Here is a 25863-nt window from a genome sequence, read left to right on the forward strand (position 1 = left end):
AGATTTAGGTTCCCATTTTTATCAATCTTGTTAAATCTTGAGTTTAATTTTCTCAATTTAAACTTAAAGAGCCTTCAATTTTAACAGCATTTTTCCAACTATCTAGCTTTGTTAAACCATCGACATAACGTTTAATATACGGATAATTTTCTCCCTGATTTAGTTGATAAATTAGACTATTTAATGCGAAGCCCATCATAAAATCGGCACCAGTTAAACGATCTGCAACGAAGTATTGTTTATCTTTTAAATAGTCATTTAAGAAACTAAACACTTTATCAAATTCTATTTGGGCATAATTTTCTAAAAATACTAAGTTAGTGCCATGCTGGTTTTCAATAGAATTAAATATTTTTAATAAGTAGGGCACCATTGCCGAACTTTCTGAAAAATGTATCCACTGTAAATAGTCGATATAATCTAGATCCTCAAGGTCAGGTGCTAGCTGAGGCGCTAATTTTTGAATTAATAATTCAACAATTGCACCAGACTCAATAATTACTTTTTCATTCCACTCTATTACTGGGGATTTACCTAACGGGTGAATAATTTTTAAAGATTCTGGTGCTAAATGAGTGATTGAATCTCGATAATATTTTTTTAATTCATATGGTTGTTTAATTTCTTCCAACAACCATAGTATGCGAAAAGAACGTGATTGGTCTAAATGATGTAATGTAATCAAAACAATTTCTAACTTTTAAAACTTCAATGGGTTAATTATAGATTAAACGCATGTCAAACTCTAAAGACTAAGTTTTATAAATTTTCTTAAATTTCAATTTTACATATCAAAAATTTTCGAGCTAAGCCAAACGCAGTCTCCTCTCCCACCTGCCCACTTACTAAATGTCTCATTTTTGATGCATGCAGAAATCAAGTCTAAAGCTCATGTTTTAAAGGCTTTCAGACATTTTAATGAATTAATTTTGATGCAAAGTGATGCGATTTGATGCAAAGAGAAAGGGCATTGAATTATGTGAGGTATTTTACTGTTTTTATAAGTCCAAAAATAAAAGTCTAATTTAGGTTACCAAGCTTTAAAGTGATATATAAGTTATTAATATTTAATAAAATAGTTGGTAACTTTTATAAGGTTACCACGGGTTACCAAGACAATTAAAAAATCAATTAATTATTAATTATCATAAGGTTAATAGGTTACTGTCGGTAACCTAAAAAACGGGTTACTGGTAACCCTAAAGTAACCTAAAAGTAACTTTTATAAATAGTATTTAATTTTAATATATTCATATAGATAACTGTATAAAGTAATAATGGTAACTAAAGTAACCTGTTTTTTTTATGACCTGAGATTTTAAAAAGTATTCCTAATTATCTTTGACCATATCTTATTTTCTATCGTCAAATTGATGCAGCTACCTAGAATTTGCTTCCACGTATTTACACATAAAATGTATAAATTATTGAAATTAAAGTAAGTTTTGTATCCGACCCTCGGGACCATATATTATGAAAAGCCTTCAAGCATATTTAGACTTGAGGGCTTTTTTTATTGTTTGAAATTGGTGCTATCAGAACTTAAGAAACCAAATAAGAACATGAGTGCTTTAAAAAGAAAAAAACTGATTTTGATCAGTATGGACCAATTAATAGATTGGCATTTAAATGATGGTTTCGATGTTTAATTAAAATTACGTAATTTCTAGTGTTCCATCGCGCCCTCTTTAATGACGCATTTTTATAACAAGTATCAGTATGCGAGAAATAGCGCCTGATCACTTAACAACAACAGTTAAAATTTTTAATTTCAATCATTTAAAACTTAACCAAAGGTGTACATATTTCTTGCCTATAAGAAAATTAATTAATTATAGTTAAAAGTATTTTAAATAATTTGAAACTATTTGATTTTTTCTCGCTATTTCAAAAAATATCTAAATGATCTTTATGCAGGTTGTTCAGCAAAGAAGATTGGCTTTATTTAAGGAAAATCAAGGACACATCATGGGGATTCAGAAATCATAATCGGAGTAAAATTATAATGAATCTAAGTATTATGATCATCATTGGTTTAATCGTGTATTCGATAGCAGCCATGACTTATGTATACCGTTGGCGAGGAAATGTACGTTATGACTCACTCTCACAATATTTAAGAAAAAGTTGGCCTATATTTGCACCATTTAATTGTGTTCTGTATATGACGACACGCAGCTTTGCAAAAAACCCAATATTAGATGCTGACTTTTTAGAAAATATTGAAGTACTTAGAGCCAATTGGATAATTATTAGAGATGAAGCAATAGCATTAGAGTCATCGGGTATATTTGAAGTGATCAAGACACCTGGAGCAGACGGTTATTATGATGTTGGTTTTCGCACTTTTTACAAACGTGGTTGGAGTAAATTTTACTTAAAATGGTACGGAACAACGCATGTTTCTGCGCAAAGATTATGTCCTAAGACATTGGAGTTACTTAATCAAGTTCCTGCTATTCGAGGTGCCATGTTTTCACTGTTACCGGCGGGTTCTGAACTGAGCTTACACGCTGATCCGATTGCTAGTAGCTTTAGGTATCATCTCGGTTTGGTGACGCCTAACTCTGAAACTTGTCAAATTAATATTGATGGACAAACTAGTACTTGGTTCAATGGTAAAGACTTTGTCTTTGATGAAACATATCCACATTTTGCATATAATACAGCGAATTCAGCGCGATTGATTCTGATGTGTGATGTTGATCGTCCAATGAACATATTTGGACGAATTTTTAACAGCGCTTATCGTATTCTTGTTAAAGGTACTGTTGTTCCAAATACACCTGAAGATAAAAGAGGGGTGTATAGTGCTATTTTTAAATTTTTTGCACCATTTAGACAGTATTCAATACAATTTCGTGAAAAGCATTTCAAAACTTATAAAATACTCAAATTCATTTTAAATATGAGCCTGCTATCCATCATTTTTATCGTCTTGTATGGGATGATCTATTTTTTCGAAATGCTTTTTTAAGGGATTAAAATAACTCATTTCCTCAATCATTTGAGAGATAACTTTAGTAAAGTTGTTGCTGAATTTCGCTATTTTGTCTTTGATCTTTGCAACCTCTCTGTCACTTATACATGCCAATAGCTTGATAAATACTTTATGGTTTGATTGCGATGATTTAAATTAGAGGTTTTTATCAAAAGCTTGGTTTTTTCTATTTAAATCATAAAAATATATAAAGCAGTAACTGATTGTGCATGTTAAATAAAATGTGAAATTTATCGAAAATTTCATCCCATTGTTTTTATTTGATTGTATTGCTGTTATATTGTTTTATGTGAACATTTGTAAGTGTTTCTCTAAAGCGATGTTTTCAAGTTTGTATGTGTTTGGAAGAAGTTGATATTTAAACGTTGGCGATTTAAATAACTAGCGTGTTAACTGAAAGTGCAAATGAGGTAAACATGAAATTAGAATTCTTAGAAGCTCATCAGACTGAACAGCTTAGTGCTTGTCAACTATCGTTGATTTTAGGTGTTTATACCACAGACAATAAAATTGAACGTTATTTACGTGTAGCTCGTGCTGTTCTCAATGTAGAAAATGCTTTTTTTACTTTTCATAATGAACCTTATATTTGGGTTGCCGATGAAAGTAGTGATTTTAAAGCAGCATCTATTGCTTGTAAATTGAGCTTATCACCATATTTTGGCAATCAGTGCATCATTTCAGAAATGCATAAAAATTATGAAAAATTCTCACAATATATGGTTGAAATTGGGATAAAACACCAACGTTTATTGTGCTACGATTTTAAGTTAGAAGATAACGACTCTATTGCACATGTTTATTTCTATGATAATAAAAAAACAACATTTACAAGCAAGCAACAGGCTTTATTAGAAGAACTTAGCTTAGGTTTGGTGACGATCTTAGAGCGTAAATCTGAATCCCAAGATTACTATGAGTTATATGAACAAGAACGCGCTTTAAATTTTAGTAAAACTAAGTTTTTCCAAGTTATTGCTCATGATTTACGTGCGCCTTTTCATGGATTGATTGGCTTCTCAGATGTCTTAGCAAACGAGCGTGAAACTTTGAGTGAAGAAGGTGTACAGGATATTGCAGATTATTTGCACGATACCTTGCAATCGACCTATTCCTTACTTGAAAACTTACTCAATTGGGCGATGGCAGAAGGTGGGCGCTTTGTTTATCACCCAATTAATTTTAAATTAAAACAGACCACAAAGATTGTTTACGATGTGCTTAAGCCTTTGGCAGTGAATAAAAATATACAACTGATTGAAAATGTTGCTGAAGATTTAAGTGTTTTTGCAGATATGAATATGGTGACCTCGGTGATTCAGAATTTGGTTTCGAATGCCTTGAAGTTTACCCGTACTGATGGTTCTGGAAAAGTTTCCATTGTTGCGCACCCAGTAGGAAAAGATATAGAAATTATTATTCATGATACTGGTTTGGGAATGACTCAGTCGCAAATTGAGCAGCTGTTTGAACCACAGATCAAAGCCAGTATAAAAGGTACGATTGGGGAGCGAGGAACAGGATTAGGGTTGGTTTTATGTAAACGGTTTGTGAATCTCAATCATGGAAAAATCTCAGTAAGCTCTAAAACAGGTGAGGGAACGACTTTTATTGTTGCTTTACCTGCTGCAAAAAATACCCATCAAGCTTTGGTTTGTCCTGAAATCAAGCAAGATAAAATAAAAATTTCATAATTTTATATTTGAATAATTTAGATTGATTGTGAGTGGTGGTTTTTTGAGCTTTGTTTTTTAAGAAAAGTACAAAAACCTCCCTAATTGTAAAGCAAACTGCTATAAATAAGCTGATAAAACATAAGTACAGGCTTTTCAATGAACATTGAGCAATTGCAAAAAACATTACATGCAAGTCAGTATGCAGAACAAGTATTAAGTCTACATCAAGCCACTTTAGAACATGATTATGCAATTGATCAATTTCAACAATCGCTCAGTACAGCACAAATTCAACAACTCGTTTACGATCATTTAGTCAATATTCAAGATGAAAATACGTGGATGAAAGTCTTACGTATTCTTCGTGCACGCTTAATGTTTCGTTGGATTTGGCAAGATGCTAACCAACTGACCAATGTGGTGAAGTTGACACGAGAACTGTCTGATTTTGCAGATGCCTGTATCATTGCAGCAAAAGATTTTGCTCGGATTCCTTTGCTGGCAAAACATGGCGAACCGATAGGTTATAACGGCAAGCTTCAAGATTTGATCGTCATTGGGATGGGCAAGCTTGGGGCACAAGAGCTGAACTTATCTAGTGATATTGACCTGATTTTTGCCTTTGATGAGCAAGGAGAAAGCAATGGTCGTAAGTGTATTGATGTACAGCAATTTTGCATCTTGTGGGGGCAAAAGCTGATCTATTTATTAGATCATATTACTGCAGATGGTTTTGTATTTCGTGTGGATATGCGTCTACGTCCTTGGGGGGATGGTTCAGCACTGGCAATAAGTCATGTGGCTTTAGAAAAATATTTAAGTCAGCATGGGCGCGAGTGGGAACGTTATGCATGGATTAAGGCGCGTATTATCACAGGTGGACAAGACGGTGATAGTTTATTGGATATGACCCGCCCATTCGTTTTTCGTAAATATGTAGATTACACCGCTTTTGAAGCCATGCGTGAAATGAAAGCCATGATTGAACGTGAGGTGGCTCGGCGTAACATTGCAGACGATATTAAGCTGGGCGCAGGTGGTATTCGTGAAGTTGAATTTATTGTGCAGGTTTTTCAGCTGATTTATGGCGGAGCAAAATTAGAGTTACAAGACCGCCAATGCCTTGTTAGCCTAAAACATTTGGGTGAGGCGGGATTACTCGATCATCAATCCGTTGAGGATCTTGAAGAGGCTTATCTATTTTTACGACGTGTAGAGCATGCTATTCAAGCCTTGAATGACCAGCAAACACAATCTTTACCTACAGAACCTGAACTTCGTCAGCGAATAATTGATACCTTGGGTTTTGATGATTGGGCTGCTTTTATTGATTTTCTCAACCAAAAGCGCAGCAAGGTGACTTTCCAATTTGAGCATTTGATTAAAGAAAAAGGACTTGATTCTCCGATTGAAAGTTTTAGTCAGTTGGAAAGCCAGCTCAATGAGATCTTAGACCGTAATGCACAAAATCTGATTCATGAGTTTTGGTATGGTCATGCAATCAAGAAACTGCCTGCTAAAGCTGTACAGCGTTTAAAAGAATTTTGGCCGCATTTGGTTGAAGCAGTCCTACAGTCGAATAGTCCGCAAGTGGCTTTAATGCGATTGATGCCGTTGGTCGAATCTGTAATGCGCCGTACCGTGTATTTGGTGATGTTGATTGAAAGCAAAGGGGCCTTGCAACGTTTGGTCAAAATGGCGACAGTTAGTCCGTGGATTTGTGAGGAGTTGACTCATTATCCTGTTCTTCTGGATGAGTTTTTATCCATGGATTTTGAACTGCCTCGACGAGATTATTTGGAAGATTCGCTCCGCCAGCAATTACTGCGTATTGAAATCGATCAAGTTGAAGATCAAATGCGAGTATTGCGCTTATTTAAAAAATCCAATGTGCTTACCGTTGCTGCAAGCGATGTGCTGGCAGAAAGCCCGTTGATGAAAGTTTCGGATGCTTTAACAGATATTGCAGAAGTTTCTGTGATTGCGACATTAAACTTGGCTTATCAGACAGTTGCTAAGCGTCATGGTTATCCTGTCGATGCAGAAGGCCTACGTTGTTCATTAGACCATATGGCCTATGCTGTGATTGGTTATGGCAAAGTAGGGGGCATTGAACTGGGCTATGGTTCAGACCTCGATCTAGTTTTTATTCATTATATGGATGAACAAGCAGATACTGATGGTCAAAAGGCCATTAGTGGCTTTGAATTTGCCATGCGTGTTGCGCAAAAATTTATGTCTCTGATGACCACACAAACTTTAGATGGTCGAGTCTATGAAATTGATACCCGTTTACGCCCTTCTGGTGAAGCAGGCTTATTGGTCACCAGTTTAAAGGCATTTGAACAGTATCAACTCAAAAGTGCCTGGTTGTGGGAACATCAAGCAATTGTTCGAGCACGCTCAATTGCAGGTGAGCAAAGCTTAAGAGCAAAATTTGAAGAATTACGTTGTAGGGTTCTCACATTACCAAGAGAAGAAGAGACAGTTCGCAAAGAAGTCCTGAACATGCGTCAGAAGATGAAAGATCATTTGGGTTCCTCAAAAGATCAGAAAAAAGATGGAATTTTTCATCTAAAACAGGATGCAGGAGGTATCGTTGACATCGAATTTATGGCACAGTATGTCGTATTAGCCTGGAGTGGGACGAATCCTGATCTCGCCCATTATTCCGACAACGTACGAATCCTTGAAGATGCCGCAAAGGCAGGTTGCTTATCCAGCGACGATGTATCCGCATTGATTCAAGCTTATCTCAGTGAACGCGCCGAGAGCCACCGTTTGGCACTTGCAAATCATAATATGCAAGTGAGTGCTGCGGATTGGCACGATACCCGAGAGGTCGTTTGCAAGTTATGGCAAAGATTAATTGATCCAACAGCGAGTTTCGCTTTGGAAAGTGAATAATTGTGTAAAAATTTGGAGTGTGCGCCATGAATTTGGCTGATCGTGATGGTTTTATTTGGCAAGATGGACAAATGGTTGATTGGCGTGAAGCTAAAATTCACGTCTTAACTCATACATTACATTATAGTATGGGTGTTTTTGAGGGTGTCCGTGCTTATGAAACACCTAACGGTACTGCGATTTTCCGTCTCCAAGACCATACAAAACGTTTGTTAAATTCTGCAAAAATTTATCAAATGAAAGTTCCATTTGATCAAGCAACTCTTGAACAAGCTCAAATTGATGTTGTCCGTGAAAATAAATTGGCGTCATGCTATTTACGCCCAATTATTTTCATTGGTTCGGAAAAATTAGGTATCGCTGCAACTGATAATACCATTCATGCGACAGTTGCTGCATGGAGCTGGGGTGCTTACCTTGGCGATGAAGCAATGGCGAAAGGTATTCGTGTTAAAACCTCATCATTTACGCACCATCACCCTAACGTGACCATGTGTAAAGCCAAGGCTTCAGGTAACTATACTTTGTCTATTCTTGCACATCAAGAAGTGGCACATTCTGGTTATGATGAAGCAATGCTTATGGACCCTCAAGGGTATGTATGCCAAGGTTCAGGTGAAAATGTATTCTTAGTAAAAGATGGTGTATTACATACACCAGATATTGCTGGCGGGGCATTGGATGGGATTACGCGTCAAACGATTATCACCATTGCGAAAGATATGGGGATTGAAGTTGTTGAACGTCGTATTACCCGTGATGAATTCTATATTGGTGATGAAGCATTCTTTACTGGGACTGCTGCTGAAGTGACGCCGATCCGTGAATATGATGATCGTGAAATTGGTTCAGGCGCTCGTGGTCCGATTACTGAGAAGATTCAGAAAGCATTCTTTGATGCTGTTCAAGGTAAAGATCCAAAATATGCACATTGGCTGACTTATGTAAAATAAGTGGCTGCATGCAAAAAAAGGATTCCTAGAGGAATCCTTTTTTTGCTTAGATCTGGCTGTTGTAATAATTGAAAAAAAATTCAAAGGCTAAAATTTAGCTTTAAACTAAATAAAAGCCTTAATTAAACTTGATAAAAATCTCGATACCAATCTACGAATTGTTTAACACCATCTTCAACAGAGACCGATGGTTTGTATCCGACCATCTGTTCTAAAGCACTGCTATCCGCAAAAGTATCCGGCACATCACCTGGTTGTAATGGAAGTAATTCTAAAATTGCTTCTTTGCCTAAGGCTTTTTCAATAGCATGAATATATTCAATCAATTTTACTGGATTGTTGTTGCCGATATTGAAAATACGGAAAGGCGCATAACTGGTCGATGGATCAGGATTTTTGCTGTTCCAATTTGGATCAGGTTGCGCAATTTGATCACTTGAACGAATCACACCTTCCACAATATCTGAAATAAAAGTGAAGTCACGGGTATGGTTGCCGTGATTGAAAACAGGAATAGGTTGGTCTTCAATAATGTTCTTGGTGAACTTAAACAAAGCCATGTCTGGACGGCCCCAAGGACCATAGACAGTAAAAAAGCGTAAGCCTGTTGTTGGTAAATTGAAGAGATGGCTATAACTGTGCGCCATGAGTTCATTGGCACGTTTCGTTGCGGCATAGAACTGTACAGGATGGTTAACGCCATGTTTTTCACTAAATGGCATGGTGGTATTTGCACCATAAACACTACTGGTACTGGCATAAGTTAAATGTGGTGTTTTGGCATAACGGCATGCTTCAATAAGATTGGTAAAGCCAATTAAATTACTTTCGACATAGCTCAATGGATTTTCTAATGAGTAACGGACACCAGCTTGTGCAGCCAAATGAATCACCCGATCAAATTGATGATCTTGAAAACATTGATCAACGATTGCTTTATCGGCAAGATTGGCATGAATAAAAGTGAATATTTGCTGGGTTTGTGCCGCCGTATCTTTGAGAACCGCTAATCGGGCTTGTTTTAATGCGGGGTCATAGTAATCATTCATATTGTCAAAGCCAACAACATCATCACCACGTTCTAAAAGTTTTTTTGCAACATTGAAGCCAATAAAACCTGCTGCACCTGTGACGAGGACTTTCATTCATCTGCTCCGAAAATATCTCGTGTATAGACTTTATCTAATACATCACTTAAGTCATTAGAAACCCGATTGGCAATAATCACGTCACTTTGCTGTTTAAATTGTACTAAATCATTGACGACTTTGGACTTAAAGAACTGGTCTTCTTGTAAAGTCGGTTCATAGACAATCACTTCAATACCCTTGGCTTTGATGCGTTTCATCACACCTTGGATTGCGGACGCTCTAAAATTATCTGAACCACTTTTCATCACTAGGCGATAAATACCAACTTTATTGGGGTTACGTGCAATCACTGAGTCTGCAATAAAGTCTTTACGCGTGCTGTTTGAGTCAACAATGGCTTGAATCAAATTACTTGGAACGTGATTATAGTTGGCTAAAAGTTGTTTGGTGTCTTTGGGTAGGCAATAGCCACCATAACCAAATGATGGATTATTATAGTGATTACCAATACGTTGATCTAAACAAACACCATCAATAATTTGATGAGTGTCTAAGCCAAAAATTTGCGCATAGGTATCCAGTTCATTGAAATAGGCAACGCGCATAGCGAGATAGGTATTGGCAAATAACTTAATTGCTTCAGCTTCAGTTGAATCGGTAAATAAAACAGGGCTGTCTTTTTTGATGGCCCCTTCGATCAATAAGTCAGCAAACAGTTTTGCCCGATCAGATTTTTCCCCAACAATAATGCGGGAAGGGTATAAATTGTCATGCAATGCCTTTCCTTCCCGTAAAAATTCTGGAGAAAAAATAATATTTTCAGTGTGAAATTTTTCTTTTAAACTCTTGGTGAAGCCGACAGGGACAGTTGATTTAATCACCATCACTGCATTGGGGTTGACCTCTAAGACTTGCTGAACCACGCTTTCGACACTTTGCGTATTAAAATAATTGGTTTTGGTGTCGTAATCCGTTGGTGTTGCAATAATCACAAAATCTGCATTGTAATACGCTGCTTGGTAATTTGTCGTAGCTGTAAAATTTAATGATTTTTCTTTTAAAAATAATGAAATATCCGCATCTTGAATGGGCGATATTTTATTGTTGAGCAAGTTAACCTTAGATTCTAAAATATCTACTGCAACAACTTCATGATGTTGTGCAAATATCATTGAATTGGATAAGCCAACGTAACCTGTTCCAGCGACTGCTATTTTCATAAAAACCTAATATAGAAAATGTGCTTGCAAAAGTTTTATTCAATTTCACAGTGCATTCATTCAAAAAAGATTGCTCAATAAAATATCGAACAATTAAAATGATCATGCTCAATGTGAATTGTTAACGCATCATAGCATATTCTCATGAAACAAATTGTTCAGCATATGCAATCGAATACAGTAACTTGGCGAGGGTAATGGTATGATATGGCGATTGCTCAGGTGGAAGATTGATGCATGCAGGTCAATGAATCAAATTTACAGTCGAATTTAGTTGAATCAGAACAGAATATCGTTTTGTGTATGAAGTGGGGCAGCAAGTATGGTGCTGAGTATGTCAATCGCCTATATAACATGGTGAAACGACATACCACAATTGATTTCCAAATGGTGTGTTTGACTGATCGTACGGAAGGTATTAATCCCGAAGTTCAATGCTTTCCAATTCCGCCATTAGCATTACCTGAAGGAAGTCCTGAGCGAGGATGGAATAAACTATCTACTTTTGAACCCAATTTATATGGTTTAAAAGGCAATTTATTATTTCTAGATCTTGATGTGGTCATTGTAGACAATATTGATGATTTCTTTACTTATCCCGGTGAATTTCTAATTATTCACGATTGGAAACGTCCTTGGCGTGTGACCGGAAATAGCTCAGTTTATCGTTTTAAGTTGGGCACCTTTCCTGAAATTTTGCCGTATTTTCGTGAAAACTTTAAAGAAATTAGTCATAAATTCCGAAATGAACAAGAGTATTTATCGTGGTATGTCGATCAGCAGCAAAAACTAAGCTACTGGCCAAAAGATTGGTGTAAGAGTTATAAATACCATTGCTTGCAAAAATTACCATTGGCTTATTTTAAGCCACCAGTAAAGCCACAAGATGCCAAAATTATTATTTTCCATGGGGAAATTAATCCACCTGATGCTGTGACTGGCGGTGGTGGTAAATGGTATCGTTATGTGTTGCCTTCAGACTGGATTAAAGACGCTTGGCAGTAATTTTATTTAGATCATTAGAAAATTTGAGAACAATATAGATGCAAAACCTTGATATCGTGATTGCTTGGGTCGATGGCAATGATGTTGAGTTAAAACGTAAACGTCATCAATACCTCACAGGTGGAGATGCCTCAGATGCTGTGAGCGATACACGTTTTGCTAGTAATGATGAGATCTATTACAACATTGCATCTATATTGAAGTATGTACCTTTTTGCCGTCATATTTTCATTGTTACAGATAATCAGCAGCCTGAATTTTTAAATGAATTTGCAACACAAGGTCTTTGTGATGCAAATAAAATTCGTGTCGTTGATCATCGTGAGATTTTTGCTGGTTATACGCAATTTCTACCCACGTTTAACACCCGGTCAATTGAAAGCATGTTATGGAATATTAACGGGCTTTCAGATTATTTTATCTACTTAAATGATGACTTCTTTTTCAATTCACCTGCTCAAATTGAAGATTTTCTTGAAGCCAATAAAATCGTCACCTATGGACACTGGAAAAGTTGTTTTAGTTACAAGGCTAAGCTGAAATATCGTCAGTTTTTAAATCGAAAATTTAATAAACCGATTCAACCTGGTCATGTGATTGCACAAATGCTGGGTGCTGATATTCTAGGCTTTAAAGAATTTTTTGAAATCCACCATTATCCACATTGCGTAGATCGTAAAATTTTAAGTGAATACTTATTGCATCATCTAGACCTATTAGAAACACAGATTAAATATAAATTTAGAAGTGTCGAACAACTAAATCCGATTTCATTGATGAATCATTTAAAGATTCAAAAAAATGAAGCAGTTTTAAAATCTGATTTAGCTTTGGCTTATTTGAAGAATGCTGAAAGCTTATCTGAGTTTGTAGAAGCATTGAATCAAGGCAATATTAAATATGGTTGTATCCAAAGTTTAGATCAACTAAATTCTGAGAATGCTGAACAGGTACGTCTTAAGATGATCGATAAATTATATGATTATTTACCTAAATCAGTTATTTCAGCCAAAGTTTTATCGTAGGAAGCCCATCATGAAAGTTAAAACATATCTGATAAATTTAGATGGTAGTGATGAGCGACTTGCTCGCGCAACAGAACAGTTACAGGCGGTAAACTGGGAGTTTGAGCGTTTTTCTGCTTACGATGGACGTGGCAAAGGATTGTCATCTTTTCAGGATTATGATGATGCGTTGACGCAGCAAACTTTAGGAAGACGGTTACTCAATTCTGAGCTAGGGTGTTATCTCAGTCATTATGGCTGTGCTCAGAAATTTTTAGCAAGTGATGCAGATTATCTTGTTGTCCTAGAAGATGATATGAAAATTACAGCTGATTTCAAACAGTCTATGGATCAAGTTTTAAATTATTTAGATACGCTTCCAGACTTAGACTGGTATCTGATTAATTTAGCTGCGAAGAAGAAAAAGTTAGCCAAAGACATTACTCAGTTTGATCACTATTCATTGTGGCACGCTTATTATTTTCCTATTCGTGGTTTGGGGTTAATTTGGTCACGAAAGGGTGCTGAGGCGTTTATTGCACAAGGTAAAACAATTGCGATGCCTGTTGATATCTTTTTCCAAACTTGGTTGAGTAAGAATGGAAAAGGATTAGGTGTTTGGCCTGCTTTTGTTCGTCCAGCAGGTTTGGACAGCGATATTTTAGGTACAGTTGCAACACAGGGAATATCTCGTAAAGAGAAAGAAAATCGTGACCATTCTTATGGTTTTAAGAAGCAAAAACGTATGTGGCGTGATCGGGTATATGCTCTTAAACATCTTTATTTTTAATTGTATTAAGATGTAATTGGATAATTGTTGGTTAAATATACTGTGTAAAATGTATTTTTATCAGTATTGCTTTAGGTAAACGTTGTGGATCTATTATATGAAAATTTTTAAAAAATTATTTTATTTAGCTAAATTTCATATGATGTACTATTATAAAATTAGACATACCAATAAAAAAATTGATAATTATGCAGGACAGCTCATTTTTAATCCTGTTACTACTTCTATTGAGTTACCTAAAAAAATTTGGATTTATTGGGAAGGACGTTTCCCAGAGTTTGTAGAAAAATGTGTCGAAAATATTCGTGAAAAAAACCCATCTTATCAAGTATATGTACTTAACCCAAAAAATGTAAGTGAGTACAGTGATATTGATTTTTCTTTATTGAAGGATGCGACGCCTCAACAAAAGGCTGATCTACTCAGATTTGATCTTTTATATCAGCATGGTGGGATCTGGTTAGATGCCAGTATAATTCTTTATGATAATTTGGATTGGATTACTGAACTGATGCAAAATAATCAGACAGAATGTTTTTCTTATTACCGAAAAAAAAATACTACGAATATCGATTATCCAGTATTGGAGAATTGGTTATTGGCAAGTGTTAAAAAAAATGTTTTCTTTAAGCATTGGTATGATGAATTATATTTAGCAATTCAACAAACGCCTAAATGCTATGTACAAAATATTCAAAAAACTGAAAAAAATAGCAAAGATATTTTTCAAAGAATTAGTAATTTGGAATATTTAGTGGCTTATGTCGCATGTCAGAAAGTGCTCAGACGATCTTTCCCAAGCATTACTTTAATCGATTGTGATGAAAATGCCTTTTACTACCAAGTGAAAAATCGCTGGGTAAAAGAAAAGATTTTGATTGATATGGCAATTAATTATCCAGCTGAAGAATATCCTAAGTTAATAAAACTTGCAGGAAAAGAGCGTAATTATTTATGCCAATATTATGATAAAGGAATGTATTTTAAAGGATCTTTTATTGATTTTTAACTTAGAACTCATTCAATCATGTTAAAAAATAAGCTTTGATCTCTTTTCTGAAATCAAAGCTTATTTAGACTAAAATCCTAGCTGACCCAAATTTTTAACTAGTTTGAAGTAGATAAAAACTGTTTAAGTACTTTATATTTAGGCTGTTGAGTAAAATACTCTTCAGAGGACAATGAACCAAAAACAGATAAATGGCGACCATCCAAAGAGTAAGGAATACTTTCTTTTGCCATATGATTTGGTTTAAACAAATCTGCTTGAGTGAGCAATAACGTATTTGGATAGTGCTGAGTCGTATCTGTAATGAGCCGTGAAGCATTTTTTTGCTGTTTAGCTTTAACATTATCAAAATAACTATTTAGATTGAAATTTCGATGTAACCACAATGACCGTTTGTATAACATGCTAATGTTTGCATCAAATGCATAAGGCTCAGACATTACAATCACTTTCTTATGTGATTGATTCGCTAGTTCGAGCAAATTTTTAAAACTTTGTTCTTGATGCTGTTGCACAATATCGGACCAGCGACCTGCAAAAATTAATACACTATATCGATCTATATTGTTTTTTAAGTAATTTCGATTAATCATACATTGCTGGTAGGCCGTTGAATTCTTATCCCCTGTGAATTGATCATCCGTACTTGGATAACACCAATTTGTAGTAATTGCATGGATATTTAAGTTGAGTTTTTTACCCAGATAATGCCAAAAGGGAATATTATGTCCAGCAAAAGAATCACCAAATAAAAGTACTTTTTGAGCATCAGTTTGTTTCGATCCAATATGACATTCAAGTCCTTGTTGACCTACCTTAAGGCTGTGATCATCTTTAATATTATAAAAACACCAGCCATTGGAAACCTTTGGCATTTCAAGTTTTTCATTGTGTTTTAAATAGAGTGAATCGGCACGATTTTTTAAACCGTCTTTATTTATATATGAATAGAGTGCGGATGAAGAAATCAGGATGATAAAGAATAATAAATAGCAGTAATATACCTTAATACTGACTAAATATTTTCTTGAACTTTCAATATATTTATAGCTTAACCAGCCTAAAATAAAAGAGATCAGAATCCCTAGACTAATATTGACTATGTTTTTTTCAAAGAAAAAATATCCAAGTAAAAAGGCAACTGGCCAATGCCACAAATAAATAGAGTAAGAAGCACTGCCTATATTTTGAATAAATTTAAATTTGGTGAAAACTGAATTTTGTTGGTTAGCAATAAGAATAAGCATCGTTCCAATTACAGGAACTAATGCGTTATAACTTGGCCAGATTGTATCTTGACCAAACAGGACTAAGCTTAGTGCAATGAATGAAAAACCAACAAGTTCAAAAAAATATTTTATGGGTTGAGTTGGCGTATATGTTCTAAAATAATAATAAGCCAAGCCACCCGCAAGCAACTCCCAAGCACGAGAGGTGAGCTTAAAAAAAGCATAGATTGAGTCTTTAGAAGAGATATAAATTGAGAAGCTTAAAGATGAAATACATAATAAAATTAAAAATATTCCTAAGAATTTTTTATTTTGAATAATTTTAAAATATAAATAAACAAGAATAGGAAATAATATATAAAATTGCCATTCTACTGATAAAGACCATGTATGAAGTAAGGCCTTATCATGAGAACTTACTGCAAAATAATCACCTGCTTGACGATAATATAAGTCATTAGATAAAAAACTTAGACTATATTTTGCATCTTTAGCAAACAGTTTGAAGTCTTCTGGGATGAAAAAAAACCATCCGCAAATTGTCATGATTAAGATGACAAAGAAAAGTGCAGGAAAAATTCGTGTGATTCTTGCTAAATAAAAGTTTATAAAAGAAAAACTATTTTTTTCAAGGTTCTCAATAATGATTTTGGTCATTAGATAACCAGAAATAACAAAGAAAACATCGACACCTAAGAATCCAGCAGAAAATCCTGAAACCCCAAAATGGAATAGAACAACAAGTATTACAGCATAGGCGCGAAGCCCGTTGATATCATCACGGAAATTTTTGGTTTGCATATTAAAAACAAATTAAGAGCTAAGGTGAATCCAAAACTTTATAAAAGCTTTGGATCTAATTTCTCAAAAGACTCTATCGCACTTTTCAGTGAAAGATTGTAAACTTTAATATTCTGCTTGTTTAAATAGTGAGAAGCGGCCTCAAATGCTGGAAATATTTCCGTTAAGTATTGGTCAAGCATCGTTGGTTGTTTGTTACCGCTTTTTTCATAAAAACGTGGTTGATTAAAGTTATTCATATCTAAACCTGCTAAATAAATTTCTTCATAAGACAGAGAATAAATAATTTGTAATGCGACATATGACACTGTGAAATAATCAAAAATAGAATCACGAATATGCAGAGAAAATCCTTTACCATCTTCTAAATAAAAATAGTCTTGATGGGGATTAATAGTGAGACGGGGACCTAAAAATCGCTCAGTTACACCATCCGTAATCGTTTCAATGACTTTGATCTGACATTTAATTTGGTCAGGATTGATTCTTCTTAGAATGATGTCTAGACAGCGATGAGTGGTGAAAAAAGTACATTGACTTTGAAGTACTTTGAGTACTAAATCAAAACGATTTTTAGTAAAATTAAAGTCGATAATGACATAATATTTAAATTGAACATAGTCCAATGAGATTGAACCATTAATTCCGATATAATCTATATCTTGTCTTTTAAAAACATCTTCTGGGCATTTCTGAACGGAAGGACCAGTTGCAACCAGCATGCTTTTTTTACAAGAGCGTGTAGGCATAACTGAATTGTCAGCAATGAGTTTCTTACGAAAATACACCTGATCAATTCCACCAAGTTCATTCCTTTTAACGGAATAATAAGGCCAGTATTTACGATTATGTCGATGTGTTTTAGGATGGCTATGTTTATAAATAAATTTATAGATATTTCTTAAAACAAAATTTGAAAAGAATAATTGAATCGATTTTGGTGTTTTATGGTTCATATAGAGTCGTAATGAGAAAAGGATTGAAGATGGATAAAATGTCTATTCGACAATTTATCCATCTAAAGTAAATGTGGGCTTTTTAAATTTAGCTTTAATTTTTCGGATTTGCTTACTCAACCAATTGGTTTCTTGGTCTGGGCGAGTCACTTTATTCCCTTGGTAGTTAATTTGAGTTGCTTTTGAAAAAGTTCCAAAAGGTTCAATTAAATAATTTTCAGGTTTATAGCCAAGCTCTAGTGCTTCCGCATAATATTGATCAAATAACTCAACCAAATCTTGGCGAGGATGAGGCATTATTTTGCCATCAAACCAATGTTTTTGATTCGCTTTAGCAAGACGTGGAATTGCATATTTATGACTAAATTGAGTTCCCATGTCCGAGTAGTGTAATACCTTGATTTGTTCAATCGCTAAGTCTTCACCATCAATATTATTATAAGAATCTTGATAAGGTTCAACTAATTGAGGCTTGTCTTTGATAAGACGCATTAAATTTTTATGACTCTCTGGATTAGTGCGGATTTCGTCAAGTGGTGGGAGGTATTGTTTGGCTTTCTCACAATCCCATACACAAGTACATAAACGCGCTGTACTTTTTCCGCCTTTAGCGATAACGATTGCATCATTATTCATAGGGTGTGACCAAAGTTCTGCAATATCACAGAGTACGACCACATCAGCATCCATATAAATTGCGCGACCTGTGAAATTACATAACTCAGGTATTGCCCAACGGAAACCAGAAAAAGGTGTTGCCCATTTTTCTGTAGACCATCCATTACCTGTTTCTTGGTCGCTATACCACGGACTATTTATGTCATGACTAAGTTGCATCCAAATAAATTCAACATTATGCTGTGTATGTTTACGAACACTATGTTCTAATACCATGAGTTGTTCAAGATCACAGTTATTTGGATCGCAACCTACAAAAATTTTAATGTTTTCACTAATCATTATTTATAGCCCCCAAATCACATTTATTAGAGTGGTGCCGTATAGTATATCGCTAAATGCGATTAATTTAAATGAACATTGATCTTTATCGTGGAGTCGATCTCAAAATTAAATTTATGAGTAATTGTTGTAAGAGTTTTTATGAAAAAATTTGTCATTAGTTTATCAACTGCTCAAGAGCGCCGTAAGCATATTGTAGCTGAATTTACAAAACAAGAAGTAGATTTTGAATTTTTTGATGCGATTACGCCTGTGAATATAGACATCGCGACATCTAAACTTGGCCTGGTCGGGTATACAACAGCTTTACACCAAAATGAAGTCGGTTGCTTGCTGAGTCATATGCTGTTATGGAAAAAAGCAATAGATGAGCAACTCGATTATATTGCAATATTTGAAGATGATATCTATTTAGGTGATCATGCAAAAGATTTTTTATTGGATGATGTATGGATTCCAAAAGAATGTTCTGTGATTAAGTTAGAGGTCTTTTATAAAAAAATTGGTGTGGCGTTAAAACAACATAATCTCTCGGCTCCCGATGCCCGTAAGCTATTGTTATTACGTGAAGCGCATATGGGATGTGGCGGATATATCATATCGCAAGATGTAGCAAAAAAATTGCTGAATTTTATTGTTGAATCGAAAGCATTAATCCCTGTGGATCATTTTTTGTTTAGAGAGTGCCCAGAGCTAGAAGTGTATCAGCTTAGCCCCGCATTGTGTATTCAGGATATGATATTGACGAATGGTAATACACAGTTTCCAAGTGCCTTGGAAGAAGTTAGAAATATTAGAAAAGGGAAGTATCTGAAAAAGAAAAAATTGAAATTTAGTGATAAATTGAAAAAAGAATGTTCAAGAGTTATTAGACAAATTCAAAAAATGATGATTAAGCTGGCAAAATTTAGACAAGGCATTCGGACTGTGAAAATAAAATTTCGTTGAAACTAATGTTTTAGCTGTTAATTTTTGAAGTTCTGTGTGGTGGACATGAATTTGCTTATTTATACAAATTCCTGCCACCCTCTAATTTCCTAAATCGTTTATAGCCCCATAAATACTGTTCAGGAGCAATACTAATCATTCGTTCCATTTCTTTATTCAAGGTATCGACTGAAAGCTGTAAATCTTTAGAATTAATATTTTGTGATAGTGCGGTAAAATGTAAATCAAAACCTGAGAAATCAGAGCGGCGAACACAAGTTAAACCCACGACGGAACATTGGGTTTTTGCAGCAAGCTTTGAAAGTAAAGTTGATGAAAATGCTTTTTGCCCATAAAACTCAGAATAAATACCGCCAGACTCTTTGGGGATATGGTCGGGAAGGATGGCAGTAAATCCACCTTGTTTTAAATGTTTAAATAAGGCCCGTACACCAGTATCATCAGTGGGTACTAATGTTGCATTTAAGCGTTGGCGAGACTCTAACATAAATCGATCTAAGTCTTTATCTCTACTTGGTTTATACATGATAACAGGATGAGTATGTTGGTTGATCCACGCATTCATGAGCTCCCATGCTCCAAAATGGGGTACCACACCAATACAGCCATTGGGATTCTTCAAGGCATTGAGAAAAATATCAGCATTATAAACCTGTTTAATTTGGGCTAAGGCGAATTCTGGAGAAGATCCCCAAATTTTAATTGACTCTGCATAAGTCATACATTGGCTTTTTAAACTGGCCTTAATCAGTTGATTGCGTTGTTGTTCATCAAGCTCGGGATACGCTGCTGTTAAATTCAATGCAGTGGTACGTTTTGCTGAAGAATTACTCATAAACAATAAATTCCCCACACCTCTAGCAATACTTTGTATCATCCCTAGAGGTAATCGAGAGAAAGTTTTAAGTAGCTTATACATTTAATTAATATTAGTCGCGATCAGCATTGCCTTTCAACACCAAATAAATTAGTGCTGAAATAATAAAGAAACCAGCAATAAAACTGCTCATGCTGAAATATAGAATACGTTGATAAGTATCTAAATTAAACAACTGATGGCTTAGGATATAACGCATAAATCCCCATTGAACCACTGAAAATACAATGATAATAATTGTATGACGAAGTACATTAGGTCGCATAGCCATAGGTTTTCACCTCAAAAGTTAACAGCGATAGTATGCCATTTATGAGAACTTATCTCAATTAGAACCTATCGAAATAAAATGCATATGAAAAACAGAAAACCCTGCATAAAGCAGGGTTTTTGATGAAACAATTAAAAATTATTTAGATTCTTCAGTTTTCGGTTTTTCGCGTAAACGAATACCCAAGTCACGCAATTGATTTGGTTCAACTGGTGCAGGTGCTTGAGTTAATGGACACTCAGCAGTTTTGGTTTTCGGGAAAGCAATCACGTCACGGATAGATGATGAACCTGTCATCAACATCACTAAACGGTCTAGACCGAATGCTAAACCACCATGAGGCGGTGCACCGAATTTTAAAGCATTTAATAAGAAACTGAATTTTTCTTCAGCTTCTTCTTCGCCAATACCTAAAGCTTCAAAAATTGCTTTTTGCATTTCTAAAGTGTAGATACGCAATGAACCACCACCGATTTCGGTACCATTCAATACCATATCGTAAGCAACAGAAAGTGCTGCACCAGGATTGCTTTTCACTTCTTCAACACTTGATTTTGGAAGTGTGAACGGGTGGTGAACAGATGTCCATTTACCATCATCAGTTTCTTCGAACATTGGGAAGTCTACGACCCAAAGTGGCGCCCACTCGGTTGTTGACATGTTCATGTCATGACCGATCTTGATACGTAAAGCACCCATTGCATCATTTACAACTTTGGCTTTATCTGCACCAAAGAATACGATGTCACCGTTTTCAGCACCAACACGCTTTAACAAATCAAGCACGATTGGTTCGATGAATTTAACGATTGGAGATTGAAGACCTTCGATGCCTTTTTCAAGTTCGTTGACTTTAATATAAGCTAAGCCTTTCGCCCCATAAATTCCAACGAATTTAGTGTATTCATCGATTTGGCTACGTGGCAATGAGCCTGCACCAGGTACACGAAGTGCCACAATACGACCTTTAGGATCTTTTGCTGGGCCTGCAAATACTTTGAACTCAACGTCTTGCATCATGTCCGCAACGTCTACAAGTTTCAAAGGAATACGTAAGTCTGGTTTGTCAGATGCATAATCACGCATTGCATCGGCATAAGTCATGCGCTGGAATTTGTCGAATTTCACACCAAGAAGTTCATTGAACATCTTAACGGTCATGCCTTCCATCAAATCCATAATATCGTCATCGTTTAAGAACGATGTTTCGATGTCGATTTGAGTAAATTCAGGTTGACGATCGGCACGTAAGTCTTCGTCACGGAAACATTTTGCGATTTGGTAATAACGATCTACACCACCAACCATCAACAATTGTTTAAACAATTGTGGTGATTGAGGGAGCGCATAAAAGCTACCATTTGAAACACGGCTAGGCACTAAATAGTCACGCGCACCTTCAGGTGTTGCACGTGTCAAAATGGGTGTTTCAACATCCAAGAAGCCGTTTTCATCTAAGTAGTTACGAATTAACGTGGTCACTTTAGAGCGGAAACGTAAACGGTCAATCATTTCTGGACGACGAATATCGAGGAAACGATATTTCAGACGGATTTCTTCAGAAATATTGGCATTTTCATCATTCAATGGGAATGGTGGAGTTTCAGATGCAGCAAGAACTTCGATTTCTTTACCTAAAACTTCGATTTGACCACTCACCATATTGGCATTTTCGGTGCCTTCATAGCGACGACGTACACGTCCTACAATTTTTAATACATATTCTGAACGTGCTTTATCCGCAGTTGCAAATGCTTCTGGAGTATCAGGATCGATGACGACTTGAACGAGACCATCACGATCACGCATATCAAGGAAAATCACTCCACCGTGGTCACGACGACGATGTACCCAGCCACAAAGCGTTACAGTCTGGTCAATTTGAGCTTCGGTTAAAGAACCGCAATAATGAGTTCGCATCATAGCGTTAAAAATCCAACTATATGGGTTAAGGAAGCGAGTACGTAAACAGCGCATCGCCTAAAAATGTAATGTGAGATTATGCCTCTTTGAGAGGTGAGTCACAAGGACTTGGGGCAAAAACTACCACATTGCAGAATAAATTTAAGCTAATTCCGAGAAAGTTTAAGTGACTCAATCGGCAAATAGAGCATCATTAAAAATATTTTTTATAATTTAAATAATGAAATAGTAGACAGCCAAAAGTAAAACAAAGAACAGAAGCTTGAGTAAAGGTTTTCATAAAGAAACCAATCAGTACATACAAATCAGTGTCTTGAGGAGCTAATCCTGTGATTTTGGCAATGTAAACATAATAAATGCAACCGCTAAAAAAAGAGGTTGTAAATAAGGCTATACAGAATATTTGTATTTTAGGATTTCGTATTTGATTGACTTTATATTTAAAAAAGTAATGTAACCCCATCCACATTAAAAACGGTAAAGCCACAACAGAACAGCCGATTTGTAGGACTTTATGCATAGGATAAATACGATCAAACATACTGACAGGTTGGGCTAAAAACTCTTTAAAAGCGAAAGTTCGAAAATCTAAATGGGTTAAACCGTCCCAAATAATATGAGTTGCTGTACCTAAGATAATCGCCAACACTATCCAAATTAGAAATTGAAAAAAATTTGAAAAAGAAGCAATGTTTAATGGTTTTTGAATGCCTAAAAACTTAAATAATAATGGGCGATATAAACTATACCAAAGCAAGCAGAACAATAATCCCACCAATAAATCTGGATAGATGATTCCTTTGAATTGATGATTTAAATAAATTTCAGTTTTAACCAATACTCTATACAAATCTGGTGTCATTGTGCCAATTGCGAGTGCAGCAATCGGTAAGCGATTTCCTGAAAGTTTGGACAAAGGCGGCGCTAAAATAGCATGTGAAAGTGTGAAGGGCATTAGGATATTAAAAAGTTAAGCAATGGTTTTGATCTGATTCTATATAAAAAGCCAAAGAGCAAATGTTTTTTATTGCAAAAATATTGAAATGTTATAATATAACGTAATTCAAAAATACTGAGCTTTGAGAGCATCCCATGTCTTTTACCAAAAGCGCCCTAACACTTTCCATTTCTGCAGTTATTTCAACTTCTATTTGGGCGGAAGATCAAATCAATACTGCAAAAAATCCACAACAATTAGAGACCATTACAGTTGTTGGGCATCCCTTGGTCCGTTCAAGCCAAGATTTTGGTGTTGCAGATGAAACTGTTTCACGTGAAAAACTACAACAGGCTGGCACGACCTTAGGCGAAGCACTCAAAGATGAACTAGGGATTTATTCCAATACATTTGGGGCTGGCTCAAGTCGTCCTGTAATTCGTGGGCAAGAGGGTGCGCGGGTTAAAGTGACTCAGAATGCAACAGAAACCATGGATGTTTCAAGCTTGTCACCAGATCATGCTGTCACTGTAGATCCGCAACTTGCACAAAAAATTGAAGTTATTCGTGGACCATCAACATTATTATATGGGGCTGGGTCTGTGGGTGGCTTAGTCAATGTGGTTGACAGCAAGATTCCGACAGCGATGCCTGAAAATGGTTATGAAGGCAATGTTGGTCTGCGTTATAACACGGGCAACGATGAAAAAATGGCAAATGCTGGGGTGACTGTTGGATTAGGTTCAAATGTTGCATTACGTGTAGAAGGTTTAAAACGTGATGCCAATGATTACATTACCCCGAACTATATCGTAACAGAAGAACATGGTGATCATGCACATAGTACAAAAGAGCGTCGAGTTGGCAATACATTTTCAGAGTCTGAAAATGTAAATGTGGGCTTATCTTGGATCGGTGAACGTGGTTTTGCGGGTGTGTCTTATAGCAACCGCCAAGATCAATACGGTTTACCTGGACATAGTCATGAATATGAGTCATGCCATTTACATGGTTTATCACTCCACTGTGGTGGGCACGATGATGATCATGCAGGCCATGACCATGATGAAGGACATGGACATGGGCATGGTGAGGAAGAGCATGATCATGCTGAAGCAGGGCCATGGATTGATATGAAAACAGAACGTTATGATTTTCGTTCTGAGCTCAATGAACCTTTTGCTGGCTTTAAAAAACTTCGTGCACAAGCAAGTTATACCGACTATCAACATGATGAAATTGAAGGAAGTACACCAATGACAACCTTCAAGAGCAAAGGTTATGAAGGTCGTGTTGAGTTGTTACACAATCCGATTGCTGCTTGGGAAGGCGTGTGGGGTGTTCAAGCCAGCCAGCAAAAATTAGATATCACAGGTGAAGAAGCGGTTCTTGCGCCAAATAAAACCCAAAAATATAGTGTATTTGGCTTAGAGCATCGCCAATTTGGTGATTTTCATGTGGAATTAGGGACTCGTTTTGATCATCAAACAGTGGATGTTGATTCAGCTCAAAAAGACTTTGATGGTAATGCATTCTCATATTCTGGTGCTGTGAATTGGGCATTTGCACCAAATTACACGCTCTCTTTAACGGGTTCTCATCAAGAGCGATTGCCTTTAGCACAAGAACTTTATGCTGATGGAAAGCATTATGCGACCAATACTTATGAACTGGGCAATCAAGACTTAAATAAAGAGAAGTCAAACAATGTGGAATTAGGTCTTCATTATGACAATGACAAGTTGAGCTATCATGTACATGTCTATCAAAATTGGTTTGATAACTATATTTATGCCAAAACTTTGGATCAATACGAAAACTTCCGTTTGATCAAATACAGTCAAGATAAAGCCAAGTTCTACGGGACAGAAGGTGAAGTCGCTTATCAGTGGAATGATGTGTATAAAACCAGCCTGTTTGGTGACTATGTACGCGGTAAAATTGAAGATGAAAATGCACCACGTGTTCCTGCTGGTCGTTTAGGCGCTCGTGTAAATGCTGAGTTTGATGAGCGTTGGTCTGGTTTAGCAGAATATTCACATGTGTTTAACCAAGATAAATTTGCGTCTTATGAACAAGAAACCAAAGGTTATAACATGGTGAACCTAGGTGTTGCTTATCAATATCCTTTGGCCAACAAACAAGAAGCGAAAGTATTCTTTAAAGCCAACAACCTGTTGGACGAGAAGATTTATGAACACACTTCTTTCTTATCGAATATTCCACAAATTGGACGTAACTTTGTCATAGGTATGGACTATAAGTTCTAATTATTTGCAATCATTCACCAAATCTTTATTGAAAA

Annotated in this window: 20 protein-coding genes; 10 read left to right on the top strand and 10 right to left on the bottom strand. The window is 35.8% G+C overall.

Translation table 11 applies throughout. The features are described from left to right. Positions 1-52: 52 nt before the first annotated feature. Positions 53-685, bottom strand: coding sequence for a glutathione S-transferase family protein (locus AC4CUY_RS02380; protein WP_483770306.1), 633 nt, complete (start codon positions 683-685; stop codon positions 53-55). A gap of 1320 nt (positions 686-2005) precedes the next feature. On the opposite strand from AC4CUY_RS02380, the gene AC4CUY_RS02385 reads away from it, so the two are divergent. The 4 genes from AC4CUY_RS02385 (at position 2006) to AC4CUY_RS02400 (ending at position 8537) form a co-directional block, all read left to right on the top strand. Continuing rightward, positions 2006-2977 (top strand): aspartyl/asparaginyl beta-hydroxylase domain-containing protein, encoded by a 972-nt coding sequence (locus AC4CUY_RS02385; RefSeq protein ID WP_490773619.1) that lies wholly within the window; start codon positions 2006-2008, stop codon positions 2975-2977. Between the two features lie 440 nt (positions 2978-3417). Beyond that, the gene (locus AC4CUY_RS02390; RefSeq protein WP_490773620.1) at positions 3418-4695 is read left to right on the top strand and encodes a sensor histidine kinase; all 1278 of its coding nucleotides are present in this window, start codon (positions 3418-3420) and stop codon (positions 4693-4695) included. A 138-nt stretch (positions 4696-4833) separates the two neighbouring features. Continuing rightward, positions 4834-7584: a bifunctional [glutamate--ammonia ligase]-adenylyl-L-tyrosine phosphorylase/[glutamate--ammonia-ligase] adenylyltransferase gene (gene glnE, locus AC4CUY_RS02395; protein WP_336953410.1), complete on the top strand. Its 2751-nt coding sequence runs from the start codon at positions 4834-4836 to the stop codon at positions 7582-7584. 26 nt (positions 7585-7610) lie between these two features. After that, positions 7611-8537, top strand: coding sequence for a branched-chain amino acid transaminase (locus tag AC4CUY_RS02400; RefSeq protein ID WP_004723137.1), 927 nt, complete (start codon positions 7611-7613; stop codon positions 8535-8537). A 122-nt stretch (positions 8538-8659) separates the two neighbouring features. Here AC4CUY_RS02400 and AC4CUY_RS02405 read toward each other — a convergent pair whose 3' ends face one another. After that, positions 8660-9682, bottom strand: coding sequence for an NAD-dependent epimerase (locus tag AC4CUY_RS02405; protein WP_483770305.1), 1023 nt, complete (start codon positions 9680-9682; stop codon positions 8660-8662). After that, on the bottom strand, positions 9679-10848 hold the full coding sequence (locus tag AC4CUY_RS02410) for a nucleotide sugar dehydrogenase (RefSeq protein ID WP_490773621.1): 1170 nt from the start codon (positions 10846-10848) through the stop codon (positions 9679-9681). Before AC4CUY_RS02410 ends, AC4CUY_RS02405 begins: the two co-directional genes overlap by 4 nt. 237 nt (positions 10849-11085) lie before the next feature. Here AC4CUY_RS02410 and AC4CUY_RS02415 point away from each other — a divergent pair, with 237 nt between their 5' ends. The 4 genes from AC4CUY_RS02415 (at position 11086) to AC4CUY_RS02430 (ending at position 14656) form a co-directional block, all read left to right on the top strand. Continuing rightward, complete coding sequence (locus tag AC4CUY_RS02415; protein WP_336953407.1) at positions 11086-11853, top strand: glycosyltransferase; 768 nt, start codon at positions 11086-11088, stop codon at positions 11851-11853. A 38-nt stretch (positions 11854-11891) separates the two neighbouring features. Further along, a complete protein-coding gene (locus AC4CUY_RS02420; RefSeq protein ID WP_490773622.1) occupies positions 11892-12878 on the top strand; it encodes a capsular polysaccharide biosynthesis protein in 987 nt (328 codons plus the stop codon). A gap of 10 nt (positions 12879-12888) precedes the next feature. Next, positions 12889-13647, top strand: a complete 759-nt coding sequence (locus tag AC4CUY_RS02425) for a glycosyltransferase family 25 protein (protein WP_490773623.1) — start codon at positions 12889-12891, stop codon at positions 13645-13647. Positions 13648-13744: 97 nt separating this feature from the next. Beyond that, positions 13745-14656 carry a glycosyltransferase family 32 protein gene (locus tag AC4CUY_RS02430; protein ID WP_419328095.1) on the top strand — a complete coding sequence of 304 codons (912 nt, stop codon included), beginning with the start codon at positions 13745-13747 and terminating at the stop codon, positions 14654-14656. A 98-nt stretch (positions 14657-14754) separates the two neighbouring features. On the opposite strand, the gene AC4CUY_RS02435 is transcribed toward AC4CUY_RS02430, so the two are convergent. From AC4CUY_RS02435 to AC4CUY_RS02445, 3 genes are read right to left on the bottom strand one after another with little or no spacing between them, the layout of a single operon-like run. Further along, positions 14755-16686 (bottom strand): acyltransferase family protein, encoded by a 1932-nt coding sequence (locus AC4CUY_RS02435; RefSeq protein WP_419359069.1) that lies wholly within the window; start codon positions 16684-16686, stop codon positions 14755-14757. Positions 16687-16724: 38 nt separating this feature from the next. Next, positions 16725-17642, bottom strand: coding sequence for a lipopolysaccharide biosynthesis protein (locus tag AC4CUY_RS02440; protein ID WP_419359071.1), 918 nt, complete (start codon positions 17640-17642; stop codon positions 16725-16727). 54 nt (positions 17643-17696) lie between these two features. Continuing rightward, a complete protein-coding gene (locus AC4CUY_RS02445) occupies positions 17697-18602 on the bottom strand; it encodes a glycosyltransferase (protein WP_336953402.1) in 906 nt (301 codons plus the stop codon). A gap of 141 nt (positions 18603-18743) precedes the next feature. Between AC4CUY_RS02445 and AC4CUY_RS02450 the strand changes: the two genes are divergently transcribed. Further along, on the top strand, positions 18744-19550 hold the full coding sequence (locus AC4CUY_RS02450) for a glycosyltransferase family 25 protein (RefSeq protein ID WP_336953401.1): 807 nt from the start codon (positions 18744-18746) through the stop codon (positions 19548-19550). Between the two features lie 55 nt (positions 19551-19605). On the opposite strand, the gene AC4CUY_RS02455 is transcribed toward AC4CUY_RS02450, so the two are convergent. The 4 genes from AC4CUY_RS02455 to AC4CUY_RS02470 all read right to left on the bottom strand — a co-directional run bounded on the left by AC4CUY_RS02455 (position 19606) and on the right by AC4CUY_RS02470 (position 23576). Then, the gene (locus AC4CUY_RS02455) at positions 19606-20469 is read right to left on the bottom strand and encodes a lysophospholipid acyltransferase family protein (protein WP_336953400.1); all 864 of its coding nucleotides are present in this window, start codon (positions 20467-20469) and stop codon (positions 19606-19608) included. 10 nt (positions 20470-20479) lie between these two features. After that, positions 20480-20698, bottom strand: a complete 219-nt coding sequence (locus AC4CUY_RS02460) for a hypothetical protein (protein ID WP_004723114.1) — start codon at positions 20696-20698, stop codon at positions 20480-20482. Between the two features lie 138 nt (positions 20699-20836). Continuing rightward, the gene (gene aspS / locus AC4CUY_RS02465) at positions 20837-22621 is read right to left on the bottom strand and encodes an aspartate--tRNA ligase (protein WP_490773624.1); all 1785 of its coding nucleotides are present in this window, start codon (positions 22619-22621) and stop codon (positions 20837-20839) included. 193 nt (positions 22622-22814) lie between these two features. Then, positions 22815-23576 carry a DUF4184 family protein gene (locus AC4CUY_RS02470; protein WP_419359072.1) on the bottom strand — a complete coding sequence of 254 codons (762 nt, stop codon included), beginning with the start codon at positions 23574-23576 and terminating at the stop codon, positions 22815-22817. Between the two features lie 137 nt (positions 23577-23713). Here AC4CUY_RS02470 and znuD point away from each other — a divergent pair, with 137 nt between their 5' ends. After that, positions 23714-25828: a zinc piracy TonB-dependent receptor ZnuD gene (gene znuD, locus AC4CUY_RS02475; RefSeq protein WP_490773625.1), complete on the top strand. Its 2115-nt coding sequence runs from the start codon at positions 23714-23716 to the stop codon at positions 25826-25828. Positions 25829-25863: the final 35 nt, after the last annotated feature.

This window comes from Acinetobacter sp. 778_lipA (assembly GCF_058242985.1).